Origin of the sequence: Streptomyces sp. NPDC032198 (assembly GCF_040636975.1) — a bacterium.
GTDB lineage: Bacteria > Actinomycetota > Actinomycetes > Streptomycetales > Streptomycetaceae > Streptomyces.
In genome coordinates this window covers 151,691-173,544 of the sequence record NZ_JBEZVL010000004.1, presented here as the reverse complement: position 1 = coordinate 173,544, position 21,854 = coordinate 151,691, and the positions used below count along the sequence as shown (strand labels likewise).

Annotated in this window: 21 protein-coding genes; 14 read left to right on the top strand and 7 right to left on the bottom strand. The window is 70.2% G+C overall.

What is annotated here, in order from left to right; translation table 11 throughout:
* Positions 1–6: 6 nt before the first annotated feature.
* Positions 7–603: a TetR/AcrR family transcriptional regulator gene (locus tag AB0E78_RS11720; RefSeq protein ID WP_361830795.1), complete on the top strand. Its 597-nt coding sequence runs from the start codon at positions 7–9 to the stop codon at positions 601–603.
* A gap of 77 nt (positions 604–680) precedes the next feature.
* Here AB0E78_RS11720 and AB0E78_RS11715 read toward each other — a convergent pair whose 3' ends face one another.
* From AB0E78_RS11715 to AB0E78_RS11705, 3 genes are all read right to left on the bottom strand, one after another.
* Positions 681–1,124: an STAS domain-containing protein gene (locus tag AB0E78_RS11715; protein WP_361830793.1), complete on the bottom strand. Its 444-nt coding sequence runs from the start codon at positions 1,122–1,124 to the stop codon at positions 681–683.
* Between the two features lie 194 nt (positions 1,125–1,318).
* On the bottom strand, positions 1,319–1,582 hold the full coding sequence (locus AB0E78_RS11710) for a hypothetical protein (RefSeq protein WP_361830790.1): 264 nt from the start codon (positions 1,580–1,582) through the stop codon (positions 1,319–1,321).
* Positions 1,583–1,706: 124 nt separating this feature from the next.
* A complete protein-coding gene (locus AB0E78_RS11705) occupies positions 1,707–2,360 on the bottom strand; it encodes a hypothetical protein (RefSeq protein WP_361830788.1) in 654 nt (217 codons plus the stop codon).
* A 313-nt stretch (positions 2,361–2,673) separates the two neighbouring features.
* On the opposite strand from AB0E78_RS11705, the gene AB0E78_RS11700 reads away from it, so the two are divergent.
* Together AB0E78_RS11700 and AB0E78_RS11695 are read left to right on the top strand one after the other, a co-directional pair.
* Positions 2,674–3,183, top strand: a complete 510-nt coding sequence (locus AB0E78_RS11700; RefSeq protein WP_361831734.1) for an N-acetyltransferase — start codon at positions 2,674–2,676, stop codon at positions 3,181–3,183.
* Between the two features lie 149 nt (positions 3,184–3,332).
* On the top strand, positions 3,333–4,295 hold the full coding sequence (locus AB0E78_RS11695; RefSeq protein ID WP_361830785.1) for a GNAT family N-acetyltransferase: 963 nt from the start codon (positions 3,333–3,335) through the stop codon (positions 4,293–4,295).
* Between the two features lie 43 nt (positions 4,296–4,338).
* On the opposite strand, the gene AB0E78_RS11690 is transcribed toward AB0E78_RS11695, so the two are convergent.
* Positions 4,339–5,277, bottom strand: coding sequence for an oxidoreductase (locus AB0E78_RS11690; protein ID WP_361830782.1), 939 nt, complete (start codon positions 5,275–5,277; stop codon positions 4,339–4,341).
* Between the two features lie 87 nt (positions 5,278–5,364).
* Here AB0E78_RS11690 and AB0E78_RS11685 point away from each other — a divergent pair, with 87 nt between their 5' ends.
* Positions 5,365–5,985, top strand: coding sequence for a TetR family transcriptional regulator (locus AB0E78_RS11685; RefSeq protein ID WP_361830779.1), 621 nt, complete (start codon positions 5,365–5,367; stop codon positions 5,983–5,985).
* Positions 5,986–6,052: 67 nt separating this feature from the next.
* Positions 6,053–6,739, top strand: a complete 687-nt coding sequence (locus AB0E78_RS11680) for a ribonuclease H (protein WP_361830776.1) — start codon at positions 6,053–6,055, stop codon at positions 6,737–6,739.
* A 3-nt stretch (positions 6,740–6,742) separates the two neighbouring features.
* On the opposite strand, the gene AB0E78_RS11675 is transcribed toward AB0E78_RS11680, so the two are convergent.
* Both AB0E78_RS11675 and bla read right to left on the bottom strand, forming a co-directional pair.
* The gene (locus tag AB0E78_RS11675; protein ID WP_361830773.1) at positions 6,743–8,395 is read right to left on the bottom strand and encodes a penicillin-binding transpeptidase domain-containing protein; all 1,653 of its coding nucleotides are present in this window, start codon (positions 8,393–8,395) and stop codon (positions 6,743–6,745) included.
* 126 nt (positions 8,396–8,521) lie between these two features.
* Positions 8,522–9,466 carry a class A beta-lactamase gene (bla, locus tag AB0E78_RS11670; protein ID WP_361831732.1) on the bottom strand — a complete coding sequence of 315 codons (945 nt, stop codon included), beginning with the start codon at positions 9,464–9,466 and terminating at the stop codon, positions 8,522–8,524.
* A 190-nt stretch (positions 9,467–9,656) separates the two neighbouring features.
* Here bla and AB0E78_RS11665 point away from each other — a divergent pair, with 190 nt between their 5' ends.
* The 3 genes from AB0E78_RS11665 (at position 9,657) to AB0E78_RS11655 (ending at position 12,647) form a co-directional block, all read left to right on the top strand.
* Positions 9,657–10,595, top strand: coding sequence for a LysR family transcriptional regulator (locus AB0E78_RS11665; RefSeq protein ID WP_361830770.1), 939 nt, complete (start codon positions 9,657–9,659; stop codon positions 10,593–10,595).
* 166 nt (positions 10,596–10,761) lie between these two features.
* Positions 10,762–11,688, top strand: a complete 927-nt coding sequence (locus AB0E78_RS11660; RefSeq protein WP_361831730.1) for a serine hydrolase — start codon at positions 10,762–10,764, stop codon at positions 11,686–11,688.
* 173 nt (positions 11,689–11,861) lie between these two features.
* Complete coding sequence (locus tag AB0E78_RS11655; RefSeq protein WP_361830768.1) at positions 11,862–12,647, top strand: SAM-dependent methyltransferase; 786 nt, start codon at positions 11,862–11,864, stop codon at positions 12,645–12,647.
* A 29-nt stretch (positions 12,648–12,676) separates the two neighbouring features.
* Here the strand turns inward: AB0E78_RS11655 and AB0E78_RS11650 are convergent, their stop codons facing one another.
* On the bottom strand, positions 12,677–13,024 hold the full coding sequence (locus AB0E78_RS11650; RefSeq protein WP_361830765.1) for a hypothetical protein: 348 nt from the start codon (positions 13,022–13,024) through the stop codon (positions 12,677–12,679).
* Between the two features lie 212 nt (positions 13,025–13,236).
* Between AB0E78_RS11650 and AB0E78_RS11645 the strand changes: the two genes are divergently transcribed.
* The 6 genes from AB0E78_RS11645 (at position 13,237) to AB0E78_RS11620 (ending at position 21,734) form a co-directional block, all read left to right on the top strand.
* Positions 13,237–14,247: a LacI family DNA-binding transcriptional regulator gene (locus tag AB0E78_RS11645; protein ID WP_361830762.1), complete on the top strand. Its 1,011-nt coding sequence runs from the start codon at positions 13,237–13,239 to the stop codon at positions 14,245–14,247.
* 232 nt (positions 14,248–14,479) lie between these two features.
* Positions 14,480–15,925, top strand: coding sequence for an extracellular solute-binding protein (locus AB0E78_RS11640; RefSeq protein WP_361831728.1), 1,446 nt, complete (start codon positions 14,480–14,482; stop codon positions 15,923–15,925).
* Positions 15,925–16,881, top strand: a complete 957-nt coding sequence (locus AB0E78_RS11635; RefSeq protein WP_361830759.1) for a sugar ABC transporter permease — start codon at positions 15,925–15,927, stop codon at positions 16,879–16,881. The genes AB0E78_RS11640 and AB0E78_RS11635 overlap by 1 nt, the downstream gene beginning before the upstream one ends.
* 18 nt (positions 16,882–16,899) lie before the next feature.
* A complete protein-coding gene (locus AB0E78_RS11630) occupies positions 16,900–17,775 on the top strand; it encodes a carbohydrate ABC transporter permease (RefSeq protein WP_361830756.1) in 876 nt (291 codons plus the stop codon).
* An 85-nt stretch (positions 17,776–17,860) separates the two neighbouring features.
* Positions 17,861–19,468 carry a glycoside hydrolase family 13 protein gene (locus AB0E78_RS11625; protein WP_361830753.1) on the top strand — a complete coding sequence of 536 codons (1,608 nt, stop codon included), beginning with the start codon at positions 17,861–17,863 and terminating at the stop codon, positions 19,466–19,468.
* A 64-nt stretch (positions 19,469–19,532) separates the two neighbouring features.
* Positions 19,533–21,734, top strand: a complete 2,202-nt coding sequence (locus tag AB0E78_RS11620; RefSeq protein ID WP_361830750.1) for a discoidin domain-containing protein — start codon at positions 19,533–19,535, stop codon at positions 21,732–21,734.
* Positions 21,735–21,854: the final 120 nt, after the last annotated feature.

Genomic DNA, 21,854 nt, shown 5'->3' with positions numbered 1-21,854 from the left:
TCGGGCATGGCGGTGTCAGGGCGTGGGCCCCGCGAGCGGATGGTCTTCAGCGGGGCCCAGCTCATCCGGCGCGACGGGGTCGCCGCCACGGGGATGCGCGACGTCGCCGCTCACGCCCAGGCGCCGCGCGGATCGATCCAGCACCACTTCCCTGGGGGCAAGGAGGAGTTGGTCAACGAGGCGGTGGGCTGGGCGGGCCGCTACGCGAGCCGCCGCATCGGCCGTTTCCTCGCTGCCCTGCCCGAGCCGACGCCCAGCGGGCTGTTCGCCGAGATGGTGCGCCAGTGGACCGATGAGTACCAGAACGCTGGGTTCGAGGGCGGCTGCCCCGTCGCCGCCGCGACGGTCGACTGCGCGGAGTCCACCGAGTCCACGCGGGAGGCCGTGTCCGCCGCTTTCGCCACCTGGAGCGGCTCGGTGGCCCGAGCCCTGACGGACATGGGCGTCCCGGAGGCGCGGGCCGACGCGCTCGCCACCCTCATGATCAGCTCCCTGGAGGGGGCGATCCTGATGGCCCGGGCCGAACGGGATGTCCGTGCGCTGACCGCCGTCGCCACGGAACTCGGGCCCCTTCTCGACGCCGCCATGACCACGGCCGACTGACCTTCCCCGCCGCCCAGTTCGGCGAAGAGAGTTCGTTCCCCTCCCTTGACCCGTGCCCTGGCCCGGGCGGAGTAGCGTCAGTCGCGCTGCGGGGTGTCGGTCGGCTTGCTGTCCGAGTGGGCCGTGGGCGCCGACGAGGGCGGCCAGACGGGGCGGTGCGAGGGCGGCAGGGTCAACAGGGCCTGGCCCACCGTGAGGTAGCGGGGGAAGGCCTCCGTGCTGCCGGTCAGCGTCAGCAGTTCGGCCAGATGTCTGCCCGCTCCCGCCAGCAGAAGCTGGCCCTCGCGGCGCCGCAGCAACCACCGCACCCCCAGCAGGCAGTTGAGTCCACGCGAATCGCAGAACACCAGCGCCGTCACATCGAGTACGAGATGCCGATGACCGGCCATGACGGCGGCACCGAGGGTGCGCAGGAAGAACTTCTCGCCGCTCCGGTCGAGTTCACCGCTCACACGCAGCACAGCACACTCGTCGCACCGTGCGAGCTCGTGGATGATGAGGCGATGGGTCTGCGTCGACATCGCGCCTCCCTGTGATCGTCGAACGGAAGCCCGGGTGCATGCCGCTGCGTGGTCTGCGTTGCTCCCGGGTCCCCCGTTCCCGCCGCCCTACGCCTCGCTGCTCCCATCGGGACGGGGACTTGGCGCTGCACGGTGATCCCCGTGTGAAAGGCCTTCGATCCGATCAGCCTCAGCCACGAACTCGCACACCGGCGTCACGGGTTCGCTTCGTCGGTGACGTCGTTGGCCCGGCGGATCGTGGGCCAGCAGGAGGAGCACAGGTCCAGCCAGCGGTCTCCGGCGGGGGAGTGGACGATGACGGCGCAGCTCGCCGTGTGTCCGCAGCCCAGGCAGGGGTGGTGTTCGTCGTGGACACGGCGCAGCAGGGTGTCGCCCTCCGCGTCCTGCGGCGCCGCGGGGAGCAGCGTCGGCTCGGCGGCGATCAGGTGGAGCAGGCCGGTGGCCGCCGCGGTGTTCACGGCTGTACCACCCGAGCCGGGGCGGCCTGCGGGGTGCCCAAGGTGTCTGTCCCTTCTGCCGTGGCCCGCCTCGGTCGAGGGGCAGGCTCATGTTCCTGCGCGTGCGGAAACTCCGGTAGCAGTCTCAGGCGAGGTCCTCCAGCGTGACGCGATGACCCGCCCGACGCCGTACGAACCCGCGTCGTCCCGCAAGCAGCGCGATGCCCGTCCATCCGGCGACGCCCACGGCCAGAGTGCCGAGTTGGCCCCCGGGGTCGACGTCGGATGCGGCCTCCATCGGGACGACGCCTTCCGGGTCAGTGATGACGTCGAGCCGCTCGCCCACCTTCCAGCCGGGGTTGTCCCCGCTGTAGGTGAGGGGCTCGTCGAGCCTGCCTTCCGGGCCGACGAGGGTGAAGCGGTGGTTGTTCGAGCCGTCGGCTTCGGCGCTGTCGGCCGTGATGCGGACGCTCGTGCGCACGCCCCGGGCGTCGAGCGCTGCCTCGGGCGCGTGCTGCACCGAGCCCACGAGGACGCCGATCGCCGGCAGGAAGGAGGCGAGGGCGAGCCACCGGGCGTTGTGAAGGAGGGCCACGGGGACCGCGAAGACGAAGCACCCGATGACTCCGGTCGTGATCGGGATCCAGTCCGTGCCCACCGCGAGATAGGAGATCCCGGTGTTGGCGGCCGCGAGGGCCCAGCCGACTGCGATCACGAGGAGGGTGAACACGAAGTACATCCCCCGGGTCACGGTTCCGCTCGTCCCGCTCGTTGACTTCTTCATGTCCACAACACTCATCCGGGCACCTTAGACAGTCCCCGCGCAGGGCGTGGCGGGCGGGGCGCATGCCGCGCGCACGAAAGCGGCCCGATGGTAAAGTCGTCGGCGTTCGTGTGATCCGGATCGAGGATGTTGGGGGGTGGGGTTGATGACCGCGCTCGAGGCCACTGCCGTGCGCACCGCCCGGACCACCCTCACGTCCCGGGTTGTGGCCTGACCTCAGTCGGATCGGATTCGCCCCGCCGGAAGCGTGAGCCCGCGGGGCCCCACCCACACGAACCCACCATGAAACGGATCTCCATCCATCATGAGCAACGCCATGAGCAACAGCATGGGCAACTCGTGGATCACGCGCGCCGAGACCAGCGCTGACATCCCCGCCGTCCGCTCCGTCGTCGCCGCCGCGTTCGACACCCCGGCGGAAGCCGACCTCGTCGACGCGCTGCGCGCCGACACGGCGTGGATCGACGGGCTGTCCGTCGTCACCACCGACCAAGCGGGCAAGATCGTCGGCCACGCGCTGCTGACCCGCTGCCACATCGGGGACACCCGGGCCCTGTGCCTGGCCCCCGTCGCCGTACTCCCCGAGCATCAGAAGACCGGTGCGGGCTCCGCGGCGATCCGTGCCGCGCTCGACGTGGCCACGGACAGGGGTGAGCGCTTCGTCACCGTCCTCGGGCACCCGGCGTACTACCCGCGGTTCGGCTTCACCCGTGCCTCGACGTACGGCATCGGCATTGGCATCGACGTCCCGGACGAGGCCATGATGGCGCTCGCCCTCGACGCCGGTCACCCGCTGCCCAGCGGCATGGTGCGCTACGCCGCGCCGTTCGGTATCTGACCGCCCGGCACAGCCGGAACTCTGCCGTGCCGGGGCTCTCGTGGCCCCGGCACGGCCCCGGAAGGCCCGAGCATGGTCCCGGAAAGCCCCGGCACGGCCGCCGGAAACGTCCGTTGCGGACCCGGCTCCCGGCATCGGAGAGTGGCTCCATGACCGTGCCCACCACCCTCCCGCCAGGCCTTGCCGTGCGCCCCGCGACGGTCGACGACGCGGCGGCGGTGTGTGCGCTGCTCAATGAGATCGACCTGCTGGAGGTCGGTCGCGCGGACACCGAACTCGGCGCTGTCCAGGCAGACTTGAAGCACCCGGAAGTTGACCTGGAGCACGACTCCTGGCTGCTGTTCGACGACGGGCGGCTGGTCGCGTACGGCCTGCTGTGGGACGAGTCCGGCGGTCAGCAGATCGACCTGGAGTGCTGCACGCTGCCCGGCCGGCCCCAGGCCTCCCAGCGCCTGCTGGACCTGATGGAGGCGCGCGCCGCCGAGCGGGCCGCCGCCAACGGAGCGGACCGGGCCGTGGTGCACCTGCACCTCAACATCGCCCCCACCATGGATCTGCGCGCGCTACGCGGACGAGGCTGGACGCCGGTCCGCCGCTACAACTCGATGGTCCGCCCCCTGTCCCGGGACGCGGACCGGTTGCCCGAGCCGCCACCCGGTGTGACCCTGCGCCCCTGCCTGGCCGAGCCGGACCGCCGGCGCGCCCACGCCCTGCTGCAGGAGACCTTCGCCGACCACTTCGACTTCCACCCGCGCACGTACGAGCAGTGGCTGGACGACCTCGACGCCGAGCGCGCCGACTGGTCCCTGATGTGGATCGCGCACCTCGACGGCCTGGGTGACGCGGCGGTGCTTCACACTCAGAACGACCGCACCGCGATGGCCTGGATCGGCCACCTCGGAGTGCTGCGCAAGGCCCGGGCGAACGGCCTGGGCAGCTACCTCCTGAGTCATGCCTTCGGTCACTACGCGGCGCTGGGGCGTGAGCGGATCGGCCTGGCTGTGGACACCGACAACAGCAGTGGCGCCCTCGCCCTGTACGAGCGCCACGGCATGACCCTCGACTTCGCTGTTCAGGCCTGGGAGTTGATCCGCCCCGTGGCGGCCCGCTGACAGGGCGGCTGGGGAGGCGGCGATCCGGCGGGTCCCTATACGGCTATACGGCGGCCGGGAAAGCGAACCGTACGTCGGTCAGTTGCTCCGACAGCTCCCACAGCCGCCGCCCGGTCTCCGTGTCTGCCGCCACGGGGGCCAGCTGCACCCGGGTCGGGGCGCCGCGCAGTTCGGCCAGGCCGCCGGGGCCGATGAACTGGCCGCTCTCCACCTCAGGGTCGGTCGCCGCGTACAGCTGGGGGAGCGCGCCGTCGGCGGGCCGCTGGGCGAACAGCGGGTTGCCGATGCGGCCGAGCAGCACCCGCCACAGGCCGGTCGGCGTGCCCATCTGGAGGTTGGTCGCGGTGTAGCCGGGGTGGGCGAGCACGCTGCGTATCGGGCTGCGGGAGTCGGTGAGCCGCAGGTGGAGTTCGCGGCCGAAGACGGCGTTGGCCAGCTTCGACTGGTTGTAGTGGCCCATGGGCTTGTAGCCGCGCTCGCCGGTCAGGTCGTCGAAGCGGATGTGCCCCTGCCGGTGGTTGATCGAACTCACCGTCACCACCCGGGGGTCGCTCCCGGCGGCCAGCAGGTCGAGCAGCAGTCCGGTGAGCGCGAAGTGGCCGAGGTGGTTGCAGGCGAACTGCAACTCGAGGCCCTGCCTGCTCAGCGTGTGGGGCGGCGCCATCACCCCCGCGTTGTTGATGAGCACGTCGACGTGTGTGTGGTCGGCGTGCAGCCGATCGGCGAAGCCGCGGACCGATGCGAGGTCGGCCAGGTCGAGGCGGCGCACCTCCAGACTCGCGTCCGGGTGTGCGGCGGTGATCTCCGCTGCCGCCCGGTGGCCCCTGGCCTCGTCGCGCACCGCGAGGATCACATGCCCGCCCTTCGCGGCGAGCGCCCGGGTGGTCGCGAGACCGAGGCCGCTGTTGGCTCCGGTGACGACGAACACCCGCTTCGTCTGGTCGGGGATCTGCTCGGCTGTCCAGCGCTGTAGCTGCGTCATGCGGCACATGTTGTCGCCCGTGGCACTCAGTGTCAAGAGGTGCCTGGAGTGTCATGGAAGGCATGGTGTGTATGGCTGGCGTGTAGCATGGCCAGGGTGAGCTCCCGCCCCGAAGTGACCATGGCCGAGCGCAAACGACAGCTCGTCTCGAACGAGTTGACCGAAGCGGCGCTGCAACTCCTTGCCCGGAAGGGGTTCGACGCGGTCACGATCGACGAGATCGTGACCACCGCGGGGGTCTCCCGCCGGACGTTCTTCCGGTACTTCGCGTCCAAGGAGGACGTGGTCGTCCAGTTCCTGGCGGACATGGGCGTCGGCATCCACGCGGAGCTGGCGGCCCGCCCCGCCGAGGAGCGGCCCTCGGTGGCGCTGCGGCACGCGGTGTGGGTGCCGCTCGCCGCCTGCGGCGACCACTCCGAGCGGGTGCTGCCCGTGGTGCGGCTGATCCTGCGCACCCCGGCCCTGCGCGCACGCTTCCTGGAGCACCAGGCGCAGTGGGGCGACGACCTGACGGGGGAGGTGGCGCGCCGTCTGGGGCGGGACGCGGGCGTGGACCTGTACCCGCGGCTGGCCGCTGGAATGGCGTTGTGCGCCTTCGACACCGTCCTGCAGCGGTGGAGCGACAGCGACGGCGTCGAGGATCCCGCCGAGCTGACCGACCGGGCCTTCGCCGTCATCGCCCCGGCGCTGGACGCCCCCGGAACCTAGGGTCCGGCGGGCAGGCGCCGGAGGGGCGGTGGCCTTCGGAGCACTCCGAGGCTGGCATCATCGAGGGATGTCTGACTTGATCATCGCCGCCTGTGACGGAGCCGCGAAGAAGAACCCCGGTCCTGCGGCCTGGGCCTGGGTGGTCGCCGATGCCGACGAGCGCCCGCAGCGGTGGGAGGCGGGACCGCTCGGCGACGCGACCAACAACGTGGCCGAACTGACCGCGCTGGCTGAGCTGTTGGAGTCCACGGACCCGGCCGTCCCGCTGGAGGTCCGCATGGACAGCCAGTACGCGATGAACGCGGTCACCAAGTGGATCGCGTCCTGGAAGCGCAACGGCTGGCTGACCGCGTCGAAGAAGCCGGTGGCCAACAAGGACCTCGTCGTGCGCATCGACGCACTGCTGCAGGGCCGGACGGTCACCTTCCGGCATGTCGCCGCCCACCAGGCGGACGGCGACCACCTCAACGCGATCGCCGATGTCGCGGCGAGCGACGCCGCGACGACGCAGCAGCCCGCCGGAACCGTCCACGGGGCGCTCACGATCCCCGAGCCGCGGCCCGAGCGCATGACCGCCTCACCCGCCGCCCGGCCGCGCAAGAGCTCGACGGCGCGGACGGGCAAGGGGAGCTCGGGCGGGGTCATCAAGGCCAAGTTCCCCGGCCGCTGCCACTGCCAGAAGTCGTACGACGCGGGTGAGAAGATCACGAAGAACGCACACGGCTGGGGCCACGTGGAGTGCAAGGACTCCTGAGTCTCAGGAGGGGTCGTCGGGCACGGCGCCCAGCAGGCTGCGGACGACGGGACCGGCCGAGGCGCCGCCGGTGACGCCCTTCTCGACGACGCAGGCCACGGCGACATTGCCGCGGTGGGCGACGAACCAGCCGTTGTTGGGCGCGTCCTCGGAGACCTCGGCCGTACCCGTCTTCGCGCCCACATCGCCGGGCAGGTCGGCCAGGATCGAGGCCGTCCCGTCGGTGACGGTGGCGCGCGTCAACTCGCGCAGCTGCGTGACGATTTCACGCGGCAGCGGCGTGGTCCTGGTCGTGTCCTTGCCGCCGCTCGCCAGGGTGGGCTGGTGGAAGGTGCCGGACACCGCCGTCGCCGTGACGGACGCCATGATCAGTGGGTTGGCCTGCACCCTGCCCTGCCCGATCATCGATGCGGCCTTCTCGGTCTGGTCACGCGGGGTCGGGACAGACCCGTCGTACGACGGAATGCCGACGCTCCACTTCTGCCCGACCCCGAAGTACTTGCCGGCGACATCGCCCAGTTCCTCGTCACCGACCTTGTCGCGCAGGCTGATGAAGGCGGTGTTGCACGAGGTGGTGAAGTCTTTCCGGAAGGTGGCGCCCCGGTGCTCGGAGGTCTCGACGTTCTGGAACCGCTTGCCGACGGTGAGGTACTTGGGGCAGTCCACGACATCGCCGGGTGCGACCGCGTCCTTGAGCAGCAGCGCGCTGGTGGTGACGATCTTCCAGGTGGAGCCCGGCGCGTAGGTGCCCGAGACGGCGCGATTGAACCCGGAGGAAGGGGAGTTGGCCACGGCCAGGACCTCCCCGTCGTCGATCCGCAGGGCGACGAGCGCGGCGTCCTTGCCGTCGGTCTCGGCGGCCAGGGCCTTCTCCGCGGCGGCCTGCCAGGTGGCGTCGAGGGTGGTGGCCACGGGCCGGTCGGCGGGACGGTCGGACTTCTTGCCGAACGAGGCTTCCGTGGCCTTGACCTTGCCTGTGGCCCGGTCGACGAGCCGCACCGCGCCACGCGGTCCGCCCCCCGCGCCCCTGGCCATCTGGGGGAGGAGCGGGCCGAGGGAGGGGTATTTCTCGCTCGACAACGCGTTCCCGTCGCGGTCGTTGATCTCGGGCCCGGCGGTGTCCTCCCGCTCAAGACGGAACTTCTCCGTGGCGCTCAGCTTCGGGTGCACGAGGGACAGCGCCCACTCCACCTTCCAGGTGCCGTCGTCCTGCTTGCGCAGGGGCACGGCGGAGGAATAGGTCCAGGTGCCCAGCTCGGTGACGGGCATCTTGGCGGTGAACGCCACGGTCACGGCGCCGTCCTCACCGGCGGTGACCGCCCCCGGAGTCAGCTTCGGCCCGCTGATGTCGAGCCCGGCGGTGAAGCTGTTCAGGACGCGCTCCGCCTGCTCGGGCCGTGAGGTCAGCGCAGCCGCCCGCGACATGTGGCCCGCCTCCCAGTCGGCGAGGAAAGCGCGTGCCTGCTTCGTCGCCTCGGGGTCGGGTATCGCGGGCCCCGGGTCGAAGGGGCCGAGCTCCGCGGCGTACCCGATGCCCGCGGCGAGCGCGAGCGCAAGGCCCGCCGCGACCACGACGCGGGGCGCCTTCCTCGTGGGCCCGCGGCCGGGGCCGACGGGTCTCTGGCCGGGGCCGGTGAGCGGTGCGACATCCGTCATCGGGGGCTCCTTGTCATGGGTTCCCGCTGCGGACAGCGGAACGTCGGGGAGGGGCGGTGCGCACGCGGCGGTCCCGTGCGGTGCGCACCGCATGCTTCCTTCAAGGACGGCGAGGCGTTCTTTTCGCTACGACAGCGAGTCGACGGCCACGGAGGCCGCTTCCGCGATCAGCTTGTCGGAGGGCTCGGCGTCCTTCTTGCCACGGTTCGACAGGATCGCCATGACGATGGGGGCGCCGTCGGGCGGCCACACCACGGCGATGTCGTTGCGGGCGCCGTAGTAGCTGCCGGTTCCGGTCTTGTCGCCCACCACCCAGTTCTCGGGCACACCGGCCTTGATGGTGTTGTCCCCGGTGGTGTTGGTCCGCAGCCACTTGGTGAGCTGCGCGCGTTCCCCCTTGCGCAGAGCGTCCCCGAGGACGAACGCGCGCAGGTCCTTGGCCAGCGCCCGCGGTGTGCTCGTGTCCCGTTCCTCGCCCGGGACCCAGGTGCTCAGGTCGGGCTCGATGCGGTCCATCCGCGTGACGTCGTCGCCCATCTTCTTGAGTACGGCGTTCAGGCCCTTGGGGCCGCCGAGCCGGTCGAAGAGCAGGTTGGCGGCGGTGTTGTCGCTGTAGCGGACGGCGGCGTCGCACAGTTCGCCCAGCGTCATCCCGGTGTCGACGTGCTTCTCGGCCACCGGCGAGTTGGCGACGAGATCGTCCTTGGAGTACGTGATCTTCCGGTCGAGGCCGCTCAGGGAGTACTTGCGCAGCACGGCTCCGGCGGCCAGGGCCTTGAACGTGGAGTTGTAGGCGAAGCGCTCCCCGGCGTTGTAGGCCACCTCGCGCCCGGTGCCGGTGTCGAGGGCGTAGACACCCAGGCGCGCGTCGAACTTGCGCTCAAGTGCCTTGAATTCGCGGCCGGACGCCTTCGTCGCCCCCGCGGGCTTCGTGTTCGCCGCGGGCTTCGTGGTCACGGTGGACGGTGACGACGAAGCCGATGAGTCGCCGTCCGCGCAGGCCATGAGCGGGACGATGCAGAACGTGGCGAGCGCACCGAGAACGGCGCGACGGGCACGAGTCTGCCGCAGACGGGCACGGGTGAGCTGCATGGGCAAAACCTCCGGGGCGCCCTGGGGGCAGGGCGCATAGGGGACGGGGCGGCACGGCTCCGTCCCGGTGCGTGGTCGTGAGTGCCAGAGCCACCCTCGCCCTGGGGTGCGTATGCGGTCCAATACGCTCATGCGCGGTTCCATGCTGATCTGGCATAGGATCCGGGGCGTGGATCTGGTGGGAGCGTGTCGCGCGTTCGTGAGCGTGAGTGAGTACGGCAGCTTCACCGACGGAGCGGCTGCGGCGCGGATGTCCCAGTCGGTGGCCAGTCGTCGCGTCGCCGCGCTGGAGGAACGCTTCGGCGAGCCGCTGTTCGAGCGCACCTCCCGGCGCGCCGTCCTCACCCCCTTCGGGCGCGACATGCTGCCCACCGCCCGGCAGCTCGTGCAGGCGGCGGACGTGCTCCTCGACGAGGCGGAGGCCGTCAAGCGCAAGCCGTGGCGGCTGGCGGTGCCCGGCATCTGCTCCACGGTCGGTCTCGCCCGCCTCGTCGCCGAGGCGCGCGGTCACGGGGTCACGCTCGACCTGCGGGTGGCGGCGCCGACCCAGCGCACGGAGCTCCTCCGCGCCCAGCAGGTGCGCGCGGCGCTGCTCGCGGTGCCCGCGGACGAGGCGACGTGGTCCGTGCCGCTCGGGCTCGCCGGTGCGCAGGACCCCGGCGTGCGGCGCGTCTTCCTGGAGACGCTGCGGGTCGGCCGCGCCTCGCCCGGTCCGGCCCGGCGCGTCTGGATCCAGCCGGAGGACGACGTACCGCACATCCGCGATCCCCTGACGCGCTTGCGCGACGCGCTGGGCCTGCGGCCCGCACAGCTCGTCGCCGCGGCCGACCTGACCACTGCCGCGGCCGAAGTCCTGTGCTCCGGCGACCTGTTGCTGTGTTCCCTGGCGCAGGCCGAGGAACTCGCCCTGACCTGGCGGCCCATGGGCGAGGTCACCCTCGGCAGGGGGTACGCCCTGGCCGCCGCGGCGGACGGCAACCCACAGCACATCGAGGCACGCCTGGGCGCCGCCATCGCCCGTTGCCTGGGCGCGGGGGCACCGGCGGGGACCTCGATCGGGACCCAGGTCGGCACCCAGGCAGAGCTCATGGGAGGGGCGGCACGATGATCCGGAGTGTGGGCGGCCGCATGAATGCCGGCCCGCGGGATGGCGCGGAGGCCGCCACCGGGGATGGCGCGCGGATACTGGCACGGGGGACGGCGCAGCAACTGACATCGGCGGTGTCATGAACGCCGGCACGGATGGCGGCACGGACACCGGTACGGGGGACGGCATGGACGGATACACGCGAGGCGGCGCACGCACCGAGACCCTGCTGCGCGAACTGCGCACGCAGTTGCGCGACGGCGGTCTGCACGGATGTCTGCTCGTGCGGGACCTGCACACCGGCGACGAGTTGGGGATCGAGGCGGACACCCACCTGCCCTCCGCCTCCCTGGTCAAGGTCCCGCTCGCGCTCGCGACGCTCGAGCGGATCCGGCGGGGCGAACTCGACGGAGCGATGACGCTGGAGGTGCAGCCGGGCCGGGTCACCACGCCCGGCCCCACCGGGCTGAGCCGGTTCCGTCACCCCGCCCGGATCGCGATCGACGACCTGCTCTACCTGAGCACCTGCCTGAGCGACGGCATGGCCGCCGACGCACTGTTCGAGCTGACCCCGCCCGCCCAGGTCACCGGCATCCTCCACGAGTTCGACATCCGCGGCATCGCCGTCCGGCACGGCGTCGGCGAGCTGTCCGACACCCCCGTGGAACGCTTCGACGCCGACCAGGTCCATCTCGCCCACGCCCTCGCCATCGACGCGGGCACCAGCGGCCGTGGCCACCGGGTGCCGCAGCTCGACACCACCCGGGCCAACACGGGCAGCGCCCGCACCTATGTCGACCTGCTGCAAGCCCTGTGGACGCCGTCGAAGATCCACCCGGACGTGGCCCAGCGGCTGCGCGACCTCATGGCCCACAACGTCCTGCGGCACCGGCTCACCCCGGACTTCCACTCCGACGCCAGCACCTGGTCCTCCAAGACCGGCAGCCTCCTCAACCTGCGTCACGAGATCGGAGTCGTGGAGCACTCCGACGGCCAGTCCTTCGCGGTCGCCGCCTTGACCGAGTCGCTCGTGCCGGCCGGTACGCAGCCCGGCGCCGACGCCCTCATGGCACACGTCGCGCGCAGCCTGCGCGACCACCTCCGGCAGCTTTAGCCGCAGGTGTCCCGCAGCCCCGGCCATGGCCCGACCACTGCCCCCGAGAACTCCCTCACCAGGCAGAACAGTTGACCTTTCGACCTGTAGGCTCGGAAGATCCTCGCAGGCTGGGTCGGGGGCACGGCGCCCACCGCACAGTGAAACCGGTCGGACACGTAGTGGAGCCATGGATGACTGCAGACGACGCCAACGTCCACATCGACACCAGCAAGCCGCATCCGGCGCGTGTCTACGACTGGCTGCTGGGTGGCAAGGACAACTACCTGGTCGATCAGGAGCTGGGCGAGAAGCTGCCGCCCGAGGCGCGCGCGAACGCGGCGCGGAACCGGGCGTTCATGCAGCGCGCCGCCGCCTGGCTGGCTGACAACGGTGTCAGGCAGTTCCTCGACATCGGCACGGGCATCCCCACCGCGCCGAACCTCCACCAGATCGTCCAGGCGATCGCTCCCAGCTCCCGCGTCGTGTACGCGGACAACGACCCCATCGTGCTGCGGCACGCCGAGGCGTTGCTGGTCAGCAGTCCGGAAGGCGCCACGGACTATGTCCAGGCGGATGTGCGCCAACCCGAGGCGATCATCGAGCACGCTCGCGAACTCCTGGACTTCAAGCAGCCCATCGCGCTCTCCCTCATCGCCCTGATGCACTTCATCACCGACGATGAGGGCCCCTACGCCCTCACGCGCACCCTGGTGGACGCGCTGCCTTCCGGGAGCTATCTGGTGCTGTCCCACGGCACCACCGACGAACATCCGGAGCTCGCGGATTCCGTCACCGATACCTACAAGAAGGGCCAGGTGCCGCTGAGGATGCGGCGCCGCGCGGAGGTGGAGCGCTTCTTCGAGGGACTGGAACTGGTCGAGCCCGGCCTCGTGACGGCGACGCACTGGTACAAGGAAACGCCCGCCCCGCAGGCCGAGTTGAGCGGCTTCTACGTCGCGGTGGCCCGCATTCCCTGAGGTGGGAAGCGGGCCTTGTCGGCGCGGGGTCAGGAGAACATGACCGACCGCATCTTCAGCCGCTCGCTCGCGCCGCCGGTGTGGGGGCGCAACGTGAACTCGTCGCCGGTGCAGTCGGCGTTCGTGAAGACGATCGCGTAGGCGTCGGTGCGGTTCCTGGGGGAGTGGGCGGGCGGCTGGTCGTACTCACGGGCCGCCTCGGCGAGCATGATGCACTCGCCGCTGTTCGGGTCGTGCAGGGTGGCCTGCTCCTCCTCGCCCGTGCTGTCGACGTACGTGTAGCTGAAGTCGCCCTCGGCCGCGCAGGCGGAGCCGGGCACGGTCAGAGTCAGCACGGCGGCACCGGCCGCGGCGGCCAGTGAGTGACGAAGACGCATGGATCTGCTTCCTTTGCTGGGAACGGCGAAAGGCAGGTGGACGCATCCCGCATTCCTGCCCTGACCAGCAGTGATACCTGAACGCACAGAGCTCCACGGCAAAACCGACCCACCCTCACCCGTTCGGTCCCGGCTGGGTTCCATGGCGGCGCTCCGGAACGGATTCAGCAAGCACGCAAACAGAACGCAAGAATTGCACTATTCTTGCGTGCATGACACGACGACTTGCTCAGGTGGCGCGGAAGGTCGGGGTCAGTGAGGCCACGGTCAGCCGGGTGCTCAACAACAAGCCGGGGGTCTCCGACGCGACCCGGCAGTCCGTGCTCTCGGCCCTGGACGTTCTGGGGTACGAGCGGCCCACCCAGCTGCGCGGCGAGCGGGCCCGGCTCGTGGGGCTCGTGCTGCCCGAGCTGCAGAATCCGATCTTCCCGGCGTTCGCGGAAGTGATCGGCGGGGCGCTCGCCCAGCAGGGGCTGACCCCCGTTCTGTGCACCCAGACCAAGGGTGGGGTCTCCGAGGCTGACTACGTCGAGTTGCTGCTGCAACAGCAGGTGTCCGGCGTCGTGTTCGCCGGTGGGCTGTACGCGCAGGCGGACGCCCCGCACGACCACTACAAGCGGCTCGCGGCGCGCAAGATCCCGGTGGTCCTCGTCAACGCGGCCATCGAGCGGCTCGGTTTTCCCGCGGTGTCCTGCGACGACGCGGTCGCGGTCGAGCAGGCCTGGCGGCATCTGTCCACCCTCGGCCACCGCCGCATCGGCCTGGTGCTCGGGCCCGCCGACCACATGCCCTCGCAGCGCAAGCTCGCCGCCGCCCGCGCACTCGCCGAACAGGCGGGCGGCGAGCTGCCCGACCAGCACGTCTCACGGGGGATGTTCTCGATCGAGGGCGGCCAGGCCGCCGCCGCACGTCTCCTGGACGCCGGGGTCACCGGCATCGTCTGCGCGAGCGACCCCCTCGCGCTCGGCGCGGTACGCGCCGCCCGCCGCCGGGGATGTAGCGTCCCGCAGGACGTCTCGGTGGTCGGCTACGACGACTCGGCGTTCATGACCTGCACCGATCCCCCGCTGACCACGGTGCGCCAGCCGATCGAGGCCATGGGGCGCGCCGCCGTCGAACTGCTCGCGCTGCAGATCGCGGGAAGCGCGGTGCCCACCGAGGAACTGCTCTTCGAGCCGGAGCTCGTGGTGCGCGGCTCGACGGGGCAGCCGCCGCAGGAATAGCCGCAGGAAGGGCCGGGCCGACCGCCGGACGAGCAGCGCCTCGCGCCGTCCCCTCGTACTGTCAATTTCTTTCAATCATCGCGCGAGATATTGCGTTGATCTGTCGACGGTGCTTGAGTGAGCGCCGCCACACAGTCCGCGCAGCTGTGGGCTTCCTGCTCCTGCCATGCCGTCCCTGCCCGCACGGGCAGGCGGCGCTGTCCAAAGGGGTCCACCGATGAGCAGCTACCGGATGCCACTTCGCCGTATCCGCCGCCGCACCACCCTCCGCACGGCCGGCGCCCACCGCCGCCGTACGGCCACGATCGCCGTCGCCTCCGCCCTCGCCCTCACCGCCCTGGCCGCCTGCGGCACGAGCAGCAGCAGCGACGGTGACTCCGACGGGGACAACAGCGCCAACGCGGCCAACGCCGCGGCCCCGCTGGACCCGAAGGCCAAGGTGACGCTCACCATCGACTGCATGCCGCCGGCCACCGAGAAGGCCGAGCTCAAGCAGTGGAAGGAGGACGTCAAGGCGTTCAACAAGAAGTACCCGAACGTCACGCTCAAGGGGAAGCAGACCGACCCCTGCCTGGAGCCTCCCCGCTTCACGGCGATGCTGAAGGCGAAGTCCCAACCGGACGTCTTCTACACCTACTTCACCGACCTGCAGCAGGTCCTGGACAACGACGGCGCCCAGGACATCAGCGCGTACGTCAACGACAAGTCCATACCGGCGCTGAAGGACATGGACCCGCACGTCCTGGACGTCCTGAAGAAGGACGGCAAGACCTACGGCCTGCCCTACAGCAACTACACGATGGGCCTGCTGATCAACCGCAAGCTCTTCAAGAAGGCCGGGCTCGACCCCAACTCGCCGCCGACCACCTGGGCGGAGGTCCGCACGGCCGCCAAGAAGATCGCAGCCCTCGGTGACGGCGTCTCGGGCTTCGGCGAGTACAGCGCCGGCAACAACGGCGGCTGGCACTTCACCGCCACCACGTACGGACTCGGCGGCGACATCGTGTCCGACGACGGCACCAAGGCCGCCTTCAACAACGACACCGGCAAACGAATCGTCGACAACCTCAAGGCGATGCGCTGGGACGACGACAGCATGGGCAAGACCCAGCTCCTGAAGTGGGGCGACCTGCAGAAGCAGATGGCCTCCGACAAGCTCGGCATGTTCCTTGCCGCGCCCGACGACATCACGTACATGGTGCAGAACCTCGGCGCGAAGTACGACGACTTCGGGATGGGCCCGATCCCCGGCCAGAAGGCCACCCTCTTCGGCGGCAACGACTACATGATCAAGAAGGGCAGTTCGCCCGACCAGATCAAGGCCGCGATCGCCTGGATCAACTTCAAGTTCCTCAGCGTCGGCAAGGGCCAGTTCGACTGGGCCCGCACCAAGGCGGACGGCCTGCCCGTCGGTCTTCCGCAGCCGAACTTCTGGACCGGTGACAGCAAGGCCAAGGACGACAAGGCCCGCACGGCCAGTTCGACCATGCCCGTCGAGAACTTCCAGGCGTTCACCGACAAGCCCGTCACGGGCAAGGCCGAGCCGCCGAAGGCCCAAGAGGTCTACAAGGTCCTTGACACGCTGATGTCGGCCGTCCTCACGAACAAGGACGCCGACGCGGACAAGCTCCTCAAGACCGCCGAGCAGCAGGTCAACCAGGTCCTGGCCAACCAGTGATGTCCGCTCCCACCCTCTCCAAGCGCAAGGCCCGGCCGCCCGCACCGACGGACAGCCGGGCCGCCCGCCCCGAACCCGGCGCGTTCCGCCAGGCGTTGAAGCGCAACCTGACCGCCCACGCCTTCCTGATCGGCGCTCTCCTGTGCTTCTCGCTCTTCTCCTGGTATCCGATGGTCAGGGAATTCATCCTGGCCTTCCAGAAGACCGAGAACGGCGAGACGGTCTGGGCCGGCTGGTCCAACCTCACCTACATCTTCAACGACCCGGCGTTCTGGCAGGCGTGGCGCAACACCCTCCTGTTCACCGGACTCGCGCTGGTCCTCGGCTTCGCCGTGCCCTTCGCCATCGCCCTGATCCTCAATGAATTCCGGCACGGACGCGGCTACTTGAGGCTGCTCGTCTACCTCCCGGTGATGCTGCCGCCGGTCGCCTCGGTGCTGCTCTTCAAGTACTTCTACGATCCCGGATACGGCCTGTTCAACCGCATCCTGGAAGCCGTGGGCCTGCCCGGACAGGCCTGGCTGCAGGACACCGACACCGCGATGCTCTCCGTGGTCGTCGCCGCGACCTGGATGAACATGGGCGGCGCCACGCTGATCTACCTGGCCGCGCTGCAGTCGATCCCGGGCGAGCTGTACGAGGCGGCCGAGCTGGACGGCGCGGGCGTCTTCCGCCGGATCTGGCACGTCACCATCCCGCAGACCCGGCTGATCCTCTCGCTGATGCTGCTCCTGCAGATCATCGCCACCATGCAGGTGTTCGTGGAGCCGTTCCTGCTCACCGGCGGCGCGGGCCCCGAGGGCGCGACCCTGACCGTCGTCCACCTCATCTACCAGTACGCGTTCACCTTCAACAACTACGGCAGCGCGGCGGCGCTCGGCCTGGTCCTGCTCGTACTGCTCGCCGGATTCTCGGCGGCGTACGCGCGACTGAGCCGCGCAGGCAGCGAAGACTAGCCGGGGGAGACGACCGACATGAGCACACGCACCCTGATCTCCCCGGCCCAACTGGCCAGGCCGCGCGGCAAGTTCCTGTACTGGACCGCCTTCACCGTGGTGACCGTCCTCTTCACCCTGGTCTTCATCGGCCCGCTGTACTGGATGGTCACCAGCGGACTCAAGTCCCCGCAGGAATTCGCCCAGACGCCGCCCACCCTGATCCCCGACGCCGTCCATCCGAAGAACTACGCGGACGCCTGGGGCGTGATGGACCTGGCCAAGCTCCTGTTCAACACCCTGTACTACGCGTTCGGCGCGCTCGCCTTCCAGCTGGTCTTCGACGTGGCCGCCGCCTACTCGCTGTCCAAGCTGCGGCCCGTGTTCGGCAAGGCGATCCTCGGCATGATGCTGCTCACCCTGATGATCCCGGCCACCGTCCTGGTCGTACCGCAGTACCTCACCGTCCTGGACGTGCCCGTCGTGGAGCGCAACCTCATCAACTCGCCCTGGGCGATATGGCTCCCGTCGGTCACCAACGCCTTCAACATCTTCCTGCTCAAGCGGTTCTTCGACTCGATCCCGCGCGAGCTCCTGGACGCCGCCGCCATCGACGGCGCCTCCTCCCTGCGCACCCTGCGCTCCGTGGTCCTGCCGCTGTCCCGGCCGATCCTCGGTGTCGTGTCGATCTTCGCGGTGGTGGCGGTCTGGAAGGACTTCCTCTGGCCGATGCTCACCCTGCCCGACCCCGGCAAGCAGACCGTCAACGTCGGCATCTACTCCCTGGCCGCCAGCGTCTCCGAGAACTGGCTCCTGGCCGCCCTCGCCATCGCCTCGCTGCCGACCCTGATCATCTTCCTGATCTTCCAGCGCAACATCATGAGCGGCCTGACCGCCGGCAGCCTCAAGGGCTGACCCCCGGGCCCACCCCCGCACCCCGCACGCCGCCACCGCAACGAGCCACGGCGGCGGGGTCCCACCTGCCCGAAAGGAACCTCACGTGGCAGTCACCTCCCCGACCGATGCCTCCTGGTGGCGCTCGGCCGCCATCTATCAGGTGTACGTACGCAGCTTCGCGGACGGTGACGGCGACGGCACCGGAGACCTCGCGGGCGTCCGGGCCAAGCTGCCCTATCTCGCCGAACTCGGCGTCGACGCCCTGTGGTTCAGCCCCTGGTACCTCTCGCCGATGGTCGACGGCGGTTACGACGTCGCCGACTACCGCGTCATCGACCCGGCCTTCGGCACGGTCGCCGAGGCCGAGAAGCTGATCGCCGAGGCCCGCGCGCTCGGCATCCGCACCATCGTCGACATCGTCCCCAACCACGTCTCCGACCAGCACGTCTGGTTCAAGGCGGCCCTGGCAGCAGGCCCCGGAGCCCCCGAACGCGAGCTCTTCCACTTCCGCCCCGGCCGCGGCGAGCACGGCGAACTGCCGCCCAACGACTGGCCGTCCCAGTTCTCCGCGACCGCGTCGACCTGGACCCGCGTCGAGGACGGCGAGTGGTACCTCCACCTCTTCGCCCCCGAACAGCCCGACCTCAACTGGGCCCATCCGGCGGTGCGCCAGGAGCACGAGGACGTCCTGCGGTTCTGGTTCGAGAGGGGCGTGGCAGGCGTACGGATCGACTCCGCGGCCCTGCCCGCCAAGGACCCCGCCCTGCCCGACTTCACCGAGGGAGTCGATCCGCACCCCTTCATCGACCGCGACGAACTGCACGACATCTACCGCTCCTGGCGAGCCGTCGCCGACGAGTACGCGGGCGTCTTCGTCGGAGAGGTCTGGCTCCCCGACGCCGAGCGCTTCGCCCGCTATCTGCGCCCCGACGAAATGCACACCGCCTTCAACTTCTCCTTCCTGTCCTGCCCCTGGGAGCCGGCACAGCTGCGGACGTCCATCGAGGCCACGCTCGCCGAGCACGCCCCGGTCGGCGCCCCCGCGACCTGGGTGCTCTGCAACCACGACGTGACCCGCACGGTGACCCGCTACGGCCGCGACGACACCGGATTCGACTTCGCCACCAAGGTGTTCGGCACCCCCACCGACCTGACGCTCGGCGCCCGCCGCGCCCGCGCCGCGGCCCTCCTGGCCTTCGCACTCCCCGGCGCGGTCTACATCTACCAGGGCGACGAACTCGGCCTGCCCGAGGCCGACATCCCCCGGGACCGCATCCAGGACCCCATGCACTTCCGCTCCGGCGGCACCGACCCCGGCCGCGACGGCTGCCGGGTACCCCTGCCCTGGACGGCCGCCGAACCGCACGCCGGCTTCGGGTCGATGACCGCCCCCTGGCTGCCCCAGCCCGATGGCTGGCCCTCGTACGCCGCCGACCTCCAGGCGGCGGACCCCCGCTCCATGCTCATGCTCTACCGCTCCGCCCTGCGCCTGCGCCGCATCGAACCCGGCTTCGGCGACGGCCCGTTGACGTGGCTGCCGGCCGCCGATGGCGTGCTGGCCTTCGTACGGGAGCCGGGCCTGGCCTGTGTCGTCAACCTCACCCCCGAGCCCTGCGAACTCCCCGCGCACACCCGCCTGCTGCTGGCCAGCGGCCCCCTGGACGAGTCGGGCCGCCTCCCGCAGGACACGGCGGTCTGGCTGCGCATCTGACGCGACCGCTCGCCCCCAAGTCCGAGCACTGACCTCCCCACCCACAAGGAAGGTGCACCACCCCATGATCAGACCTGACAGGAGCACTCCAAGAACGGTCCGCAAGTGGTACGCCGCCGTGGCCACCGCGGGCCTCGTCGGCACCCTCGTCACCGGCCTCCAGGCCACCGGCGCGCAGGCCGCCGAGTCCGCCGCGGGCGCCACCCTGCCCTTCACCTCCGTCGAGGCGGACAGCGCGACCACCAACGGCACCAAGATCGGCCCCGACTACACCCAGGGCACGGTCGCCTCCGAGGCGTCGGGCCGGCAGGCGGTACGCCTCGCGGCGGGCCAGAGCGTGGAGTTCACCCTCCCCAAGGCGGCCAACGCACTGAACGTCGCCTACAACGTCCCCGACGGCCAGTCGGGCACCATGGCCGTGTACGTCAACGGGCAGAAGACATCCAAGACGCTGGCCGTCACATCCAAGTACAGCTACGTCGACACCTCCTGGATCGCGGGCTCCAAGACCCACCACCTCTTCGACAACGCGCGGCTGCAACTCGGCCAGAACCTGCAGTCCGGTGACAAGGTGAAACTGGAGGCGACCTCCACCCAGGTCACCGTCGACGTGGCCGACTTCGAGCAGGTCGCGGCGGCCGCGTCGAAGCCTTCCGGCGCGCTCTCGGTCACCGACAAGGGTGCCGACCCCAGCGGTCAGGGTGACTCCACCCAGGCCTTCCGCGAGACCATCGCGGCGGCCAAGGGCGGCACGGTTTGGATCCCGCCGGGCGAGTACAAGCTGACCCAGTCGCTCAACAACGTGGACAACGTCACGATCCGCGGCGCGGGCAACTGGCATTCGGTGGTGCGCAGTTCACGTTTCATCGATCAGTCGAACGCGCCCACCGGCAAGGTGGGCCTGCACGACTTCGCGGTGCTCGGCGAGGTCACCGAGCGGGTCGACAGCAGCCCGGACAACTTCGTGAATGGATCACTCGGCCCGAACTCCACCGTCGCGGGCATGTGGCTGCAGCACCTCAAGGTCGGCTTCTGGCTGACGGGCAACAACGACAACCTCGTCGTGGAGAAGAACCGGATCCTCGACATGACCGCCGACGGGCTCAACCTCAACGGCACCGCGAAGGGCGTCAGCGTACGCAACAACTTCCTGCGCAACACCGGCGACGACGCCCTGGCGATGTGGGCCCTCAACACCACCAACAGCGACTCGACCTTCGCCGGGAACACCATCTCGCAGCCCAACCTCGCCAACGGCATCGCTATTTACGGCGGCCGCGACATCACCGTCAAGGACAACCTGATCCTCGACACCAACGCCCTGGGCAGCGGCATCGCCATCTCCAACCAGAAGTTCCTCGACCCGTTCTTTCCGCTGGCCGGCACCATCACCGTTTCCGGCAACACCCTCGTGCGCACCGGGGCCATGAACCCCAACTGGCAGCACCCGATGGGCGCGTTGCGTGTGGATGCCTACGACAGTGCCATCGAGGCCACGGTGAACATCACCGACACCACCCTCACCGACAGCCCCTGGAGCGCCTATGAGTTCGTGTCGGGCGGCGGCACCGGCAAGGCGGTGAAGAACGTCAGCGTCGACCGCTCGACCGTCGACAAGGTGGGTACGGTCGTCGTCCAGGCCGAGACACCCGGCGCGGTGAAGATGGCGAACGTCAAGGCCACCGGCGTGGGCGCGGCCGGCACGTACAACTGCCCCTACCCGACCGGATCCGGCACCTTCACCCTCACCGACGGCGGGGGTAACTCCGGCTGGGACAGTACCTGGGACGACTGTTCGACCTGGCCGAAGCCCGGCGCGGGCAACCCCGACCCGGACCCGGGCCGCAATCTCGCCAAGGGCCGCCCGGCCACGGCCACCGGCTCGGCCGACGTCTACACACCCGCCAAGGCCGTCGACGGTGATGCGTCGACGTACTGGGAGTCCACCAACAACGCCTTCCCTCAATCGATCACCGTGGACCTCGGCAAGGCCGAACCCGTGCGCAGGCTCGTCCTGAAGCTGCCGCCGCCCGCCGTCTGGGGAGCCAGGACCCAGACCCTGTCCGTCCAGGGCAGCACCGACGGCACCACCTTCAGCACGCTGGCCGAATCGAAGGGCTACCGCTTCGACCCGGCCGACGGGAACAAGGTGACCATCACCCTGCCCGCGTCCGCTCCCGATGTCCGTCACCTGCGGCTGCGCGTCACGGCCAACACGGGCTGGCCCGCTGCCCAGTTCAGTGAAGTGGAGGCCTACTTGTCCTGACCTCCCGCCTCCTGACTTCCTGCCTCTCCCGCGCCCCGCACCTCCCGCGTATACACGCCCCGCTCGCTCACGGCTGTGGCCTGAGCGAGCGGGGCGCGCGGTCTCTCGGCCAGGGGTGGC

Bases quoted from the DNA above. Each gene is read 5' to 3' on its own strand.
- AB0E78_RS11720 (WP_361830795.1), top strand. From the start codon at position 7: ATGGCGGTGTCAGGGCGTGGGCCCCGCGAGCGGATGGTCTTCAGCGGG.
- AB0E78_RS11715 (WP_361830793.1), bottom strand. From the start codon at position 1,124: ATGTCGACGCAGACCCATCGCCTCATCATCCACGAGCTCGCACGGTGC.
- AB0E78_RS11705 (WP_361830788.1), bottom strand. From the start codon at position 2,360: ATGAGTGTTGTGGACATGAAGAAGTCAACGAGCGGGACGAGCGGAACC.
- AB0E78_RS11700 (WP_361831734.1), top strand. From the start codon at position 2,674: ATGGGCAACTCGTGGATCACGCGCGCCGAGACCAGCGCTGACATCCCC.
- AB0E78_RS11695 (WP_361830785.1), top strand. From the start codon at position 3,333: ATGACCGTGCCCACCACCCTCCCGCCAGGCCTTGCCGTGCGCCCCGCG.
- AB0E78_RS11690 (WP_361830782.1), bottom strand. From the start codon at position 5,277: ATGACGCAGCTACAGCGCTGGACAGCCGAGCAGATCCCCGACCAGACG.
- AB0E78_RS11685 (WP_361830779.1), top strand. From the start codon at position 5,365: ATGGCCAGGGTGAGCTCCCGCCCCGAAGTGACCATGGCCGAGCGCAAA.
- AB0E78_RS11680 (WP_361830776.1), top strand. From the start codon at position 6,053: ATGTCTGACTTGATCATCGCCGCCTGTGACGGAGCCGCGAAGAAGAAC.
- AB0E78_RS11675 (WP_361830773.1), bottom strand. From the start codon at position 8,395: ATGACGGATGTCGCACCGCTCACCGGCCCCGGCCAGAGACCCGTCGGC.
- AB0E78_RS11660 (WP_361831730.1), top strand. From the start codon at position 10,762: ATGGACGGATACACGCGAGGCGGCGCACGCACCGAGACCCTGCTGCGC.
- AB0E78_RS11655 (WP_361830768.1), top strand. From the start codon at position 11,862: ATGACTGCAGACGACGCCAACGTCCACATCGACACCAGCAAGCCGCAT.
- AB0E78_RS11650 (WP_361830765.1), bottom strand. From the start codon at position 13,024: ATGCGTCTTCGTCACTCACTGGCCGCCGCGGCCGGTGCCGCCGTGCTG.
- AB0E78_RS11645 (WP_361830762.1), top strand. From the start codon at position 13,237: ATGACACGACGACTTGCTCAGGTGGCGCGGAAGGTCGGGGTCAGTGAG.
- AB0E78_RS11640 (WP_361831728.1), top strand. From the start codon at position 14,480: ATGCCACTTCGCCGTATCCGCCGCCGCACCACCCTCCGCACGGCCGGC.
- AB0E78_RS11635 (WP_361830759.1), top strand. From the start codon at position 15,925: ATGTCCGCTCCCACCCTCTCCAAGCGCAAGGCCCGGCCGCCCGCACCG.
- AB0E78_RS11630 (WP_361830756.1), top strand. From the start codon at position 16,900: ATGAGCACACGCACCCTGATCTCCCCGGCCCAACTGGCCAGGCCGCGC.
- AB0E78_RS11620 (WP_361830750.1), top strand. From the start codon at position 19,533: ATGATCAGACCTGACAGGAGCACTCCAAGAACGGTCCGCAAGTGGTAC.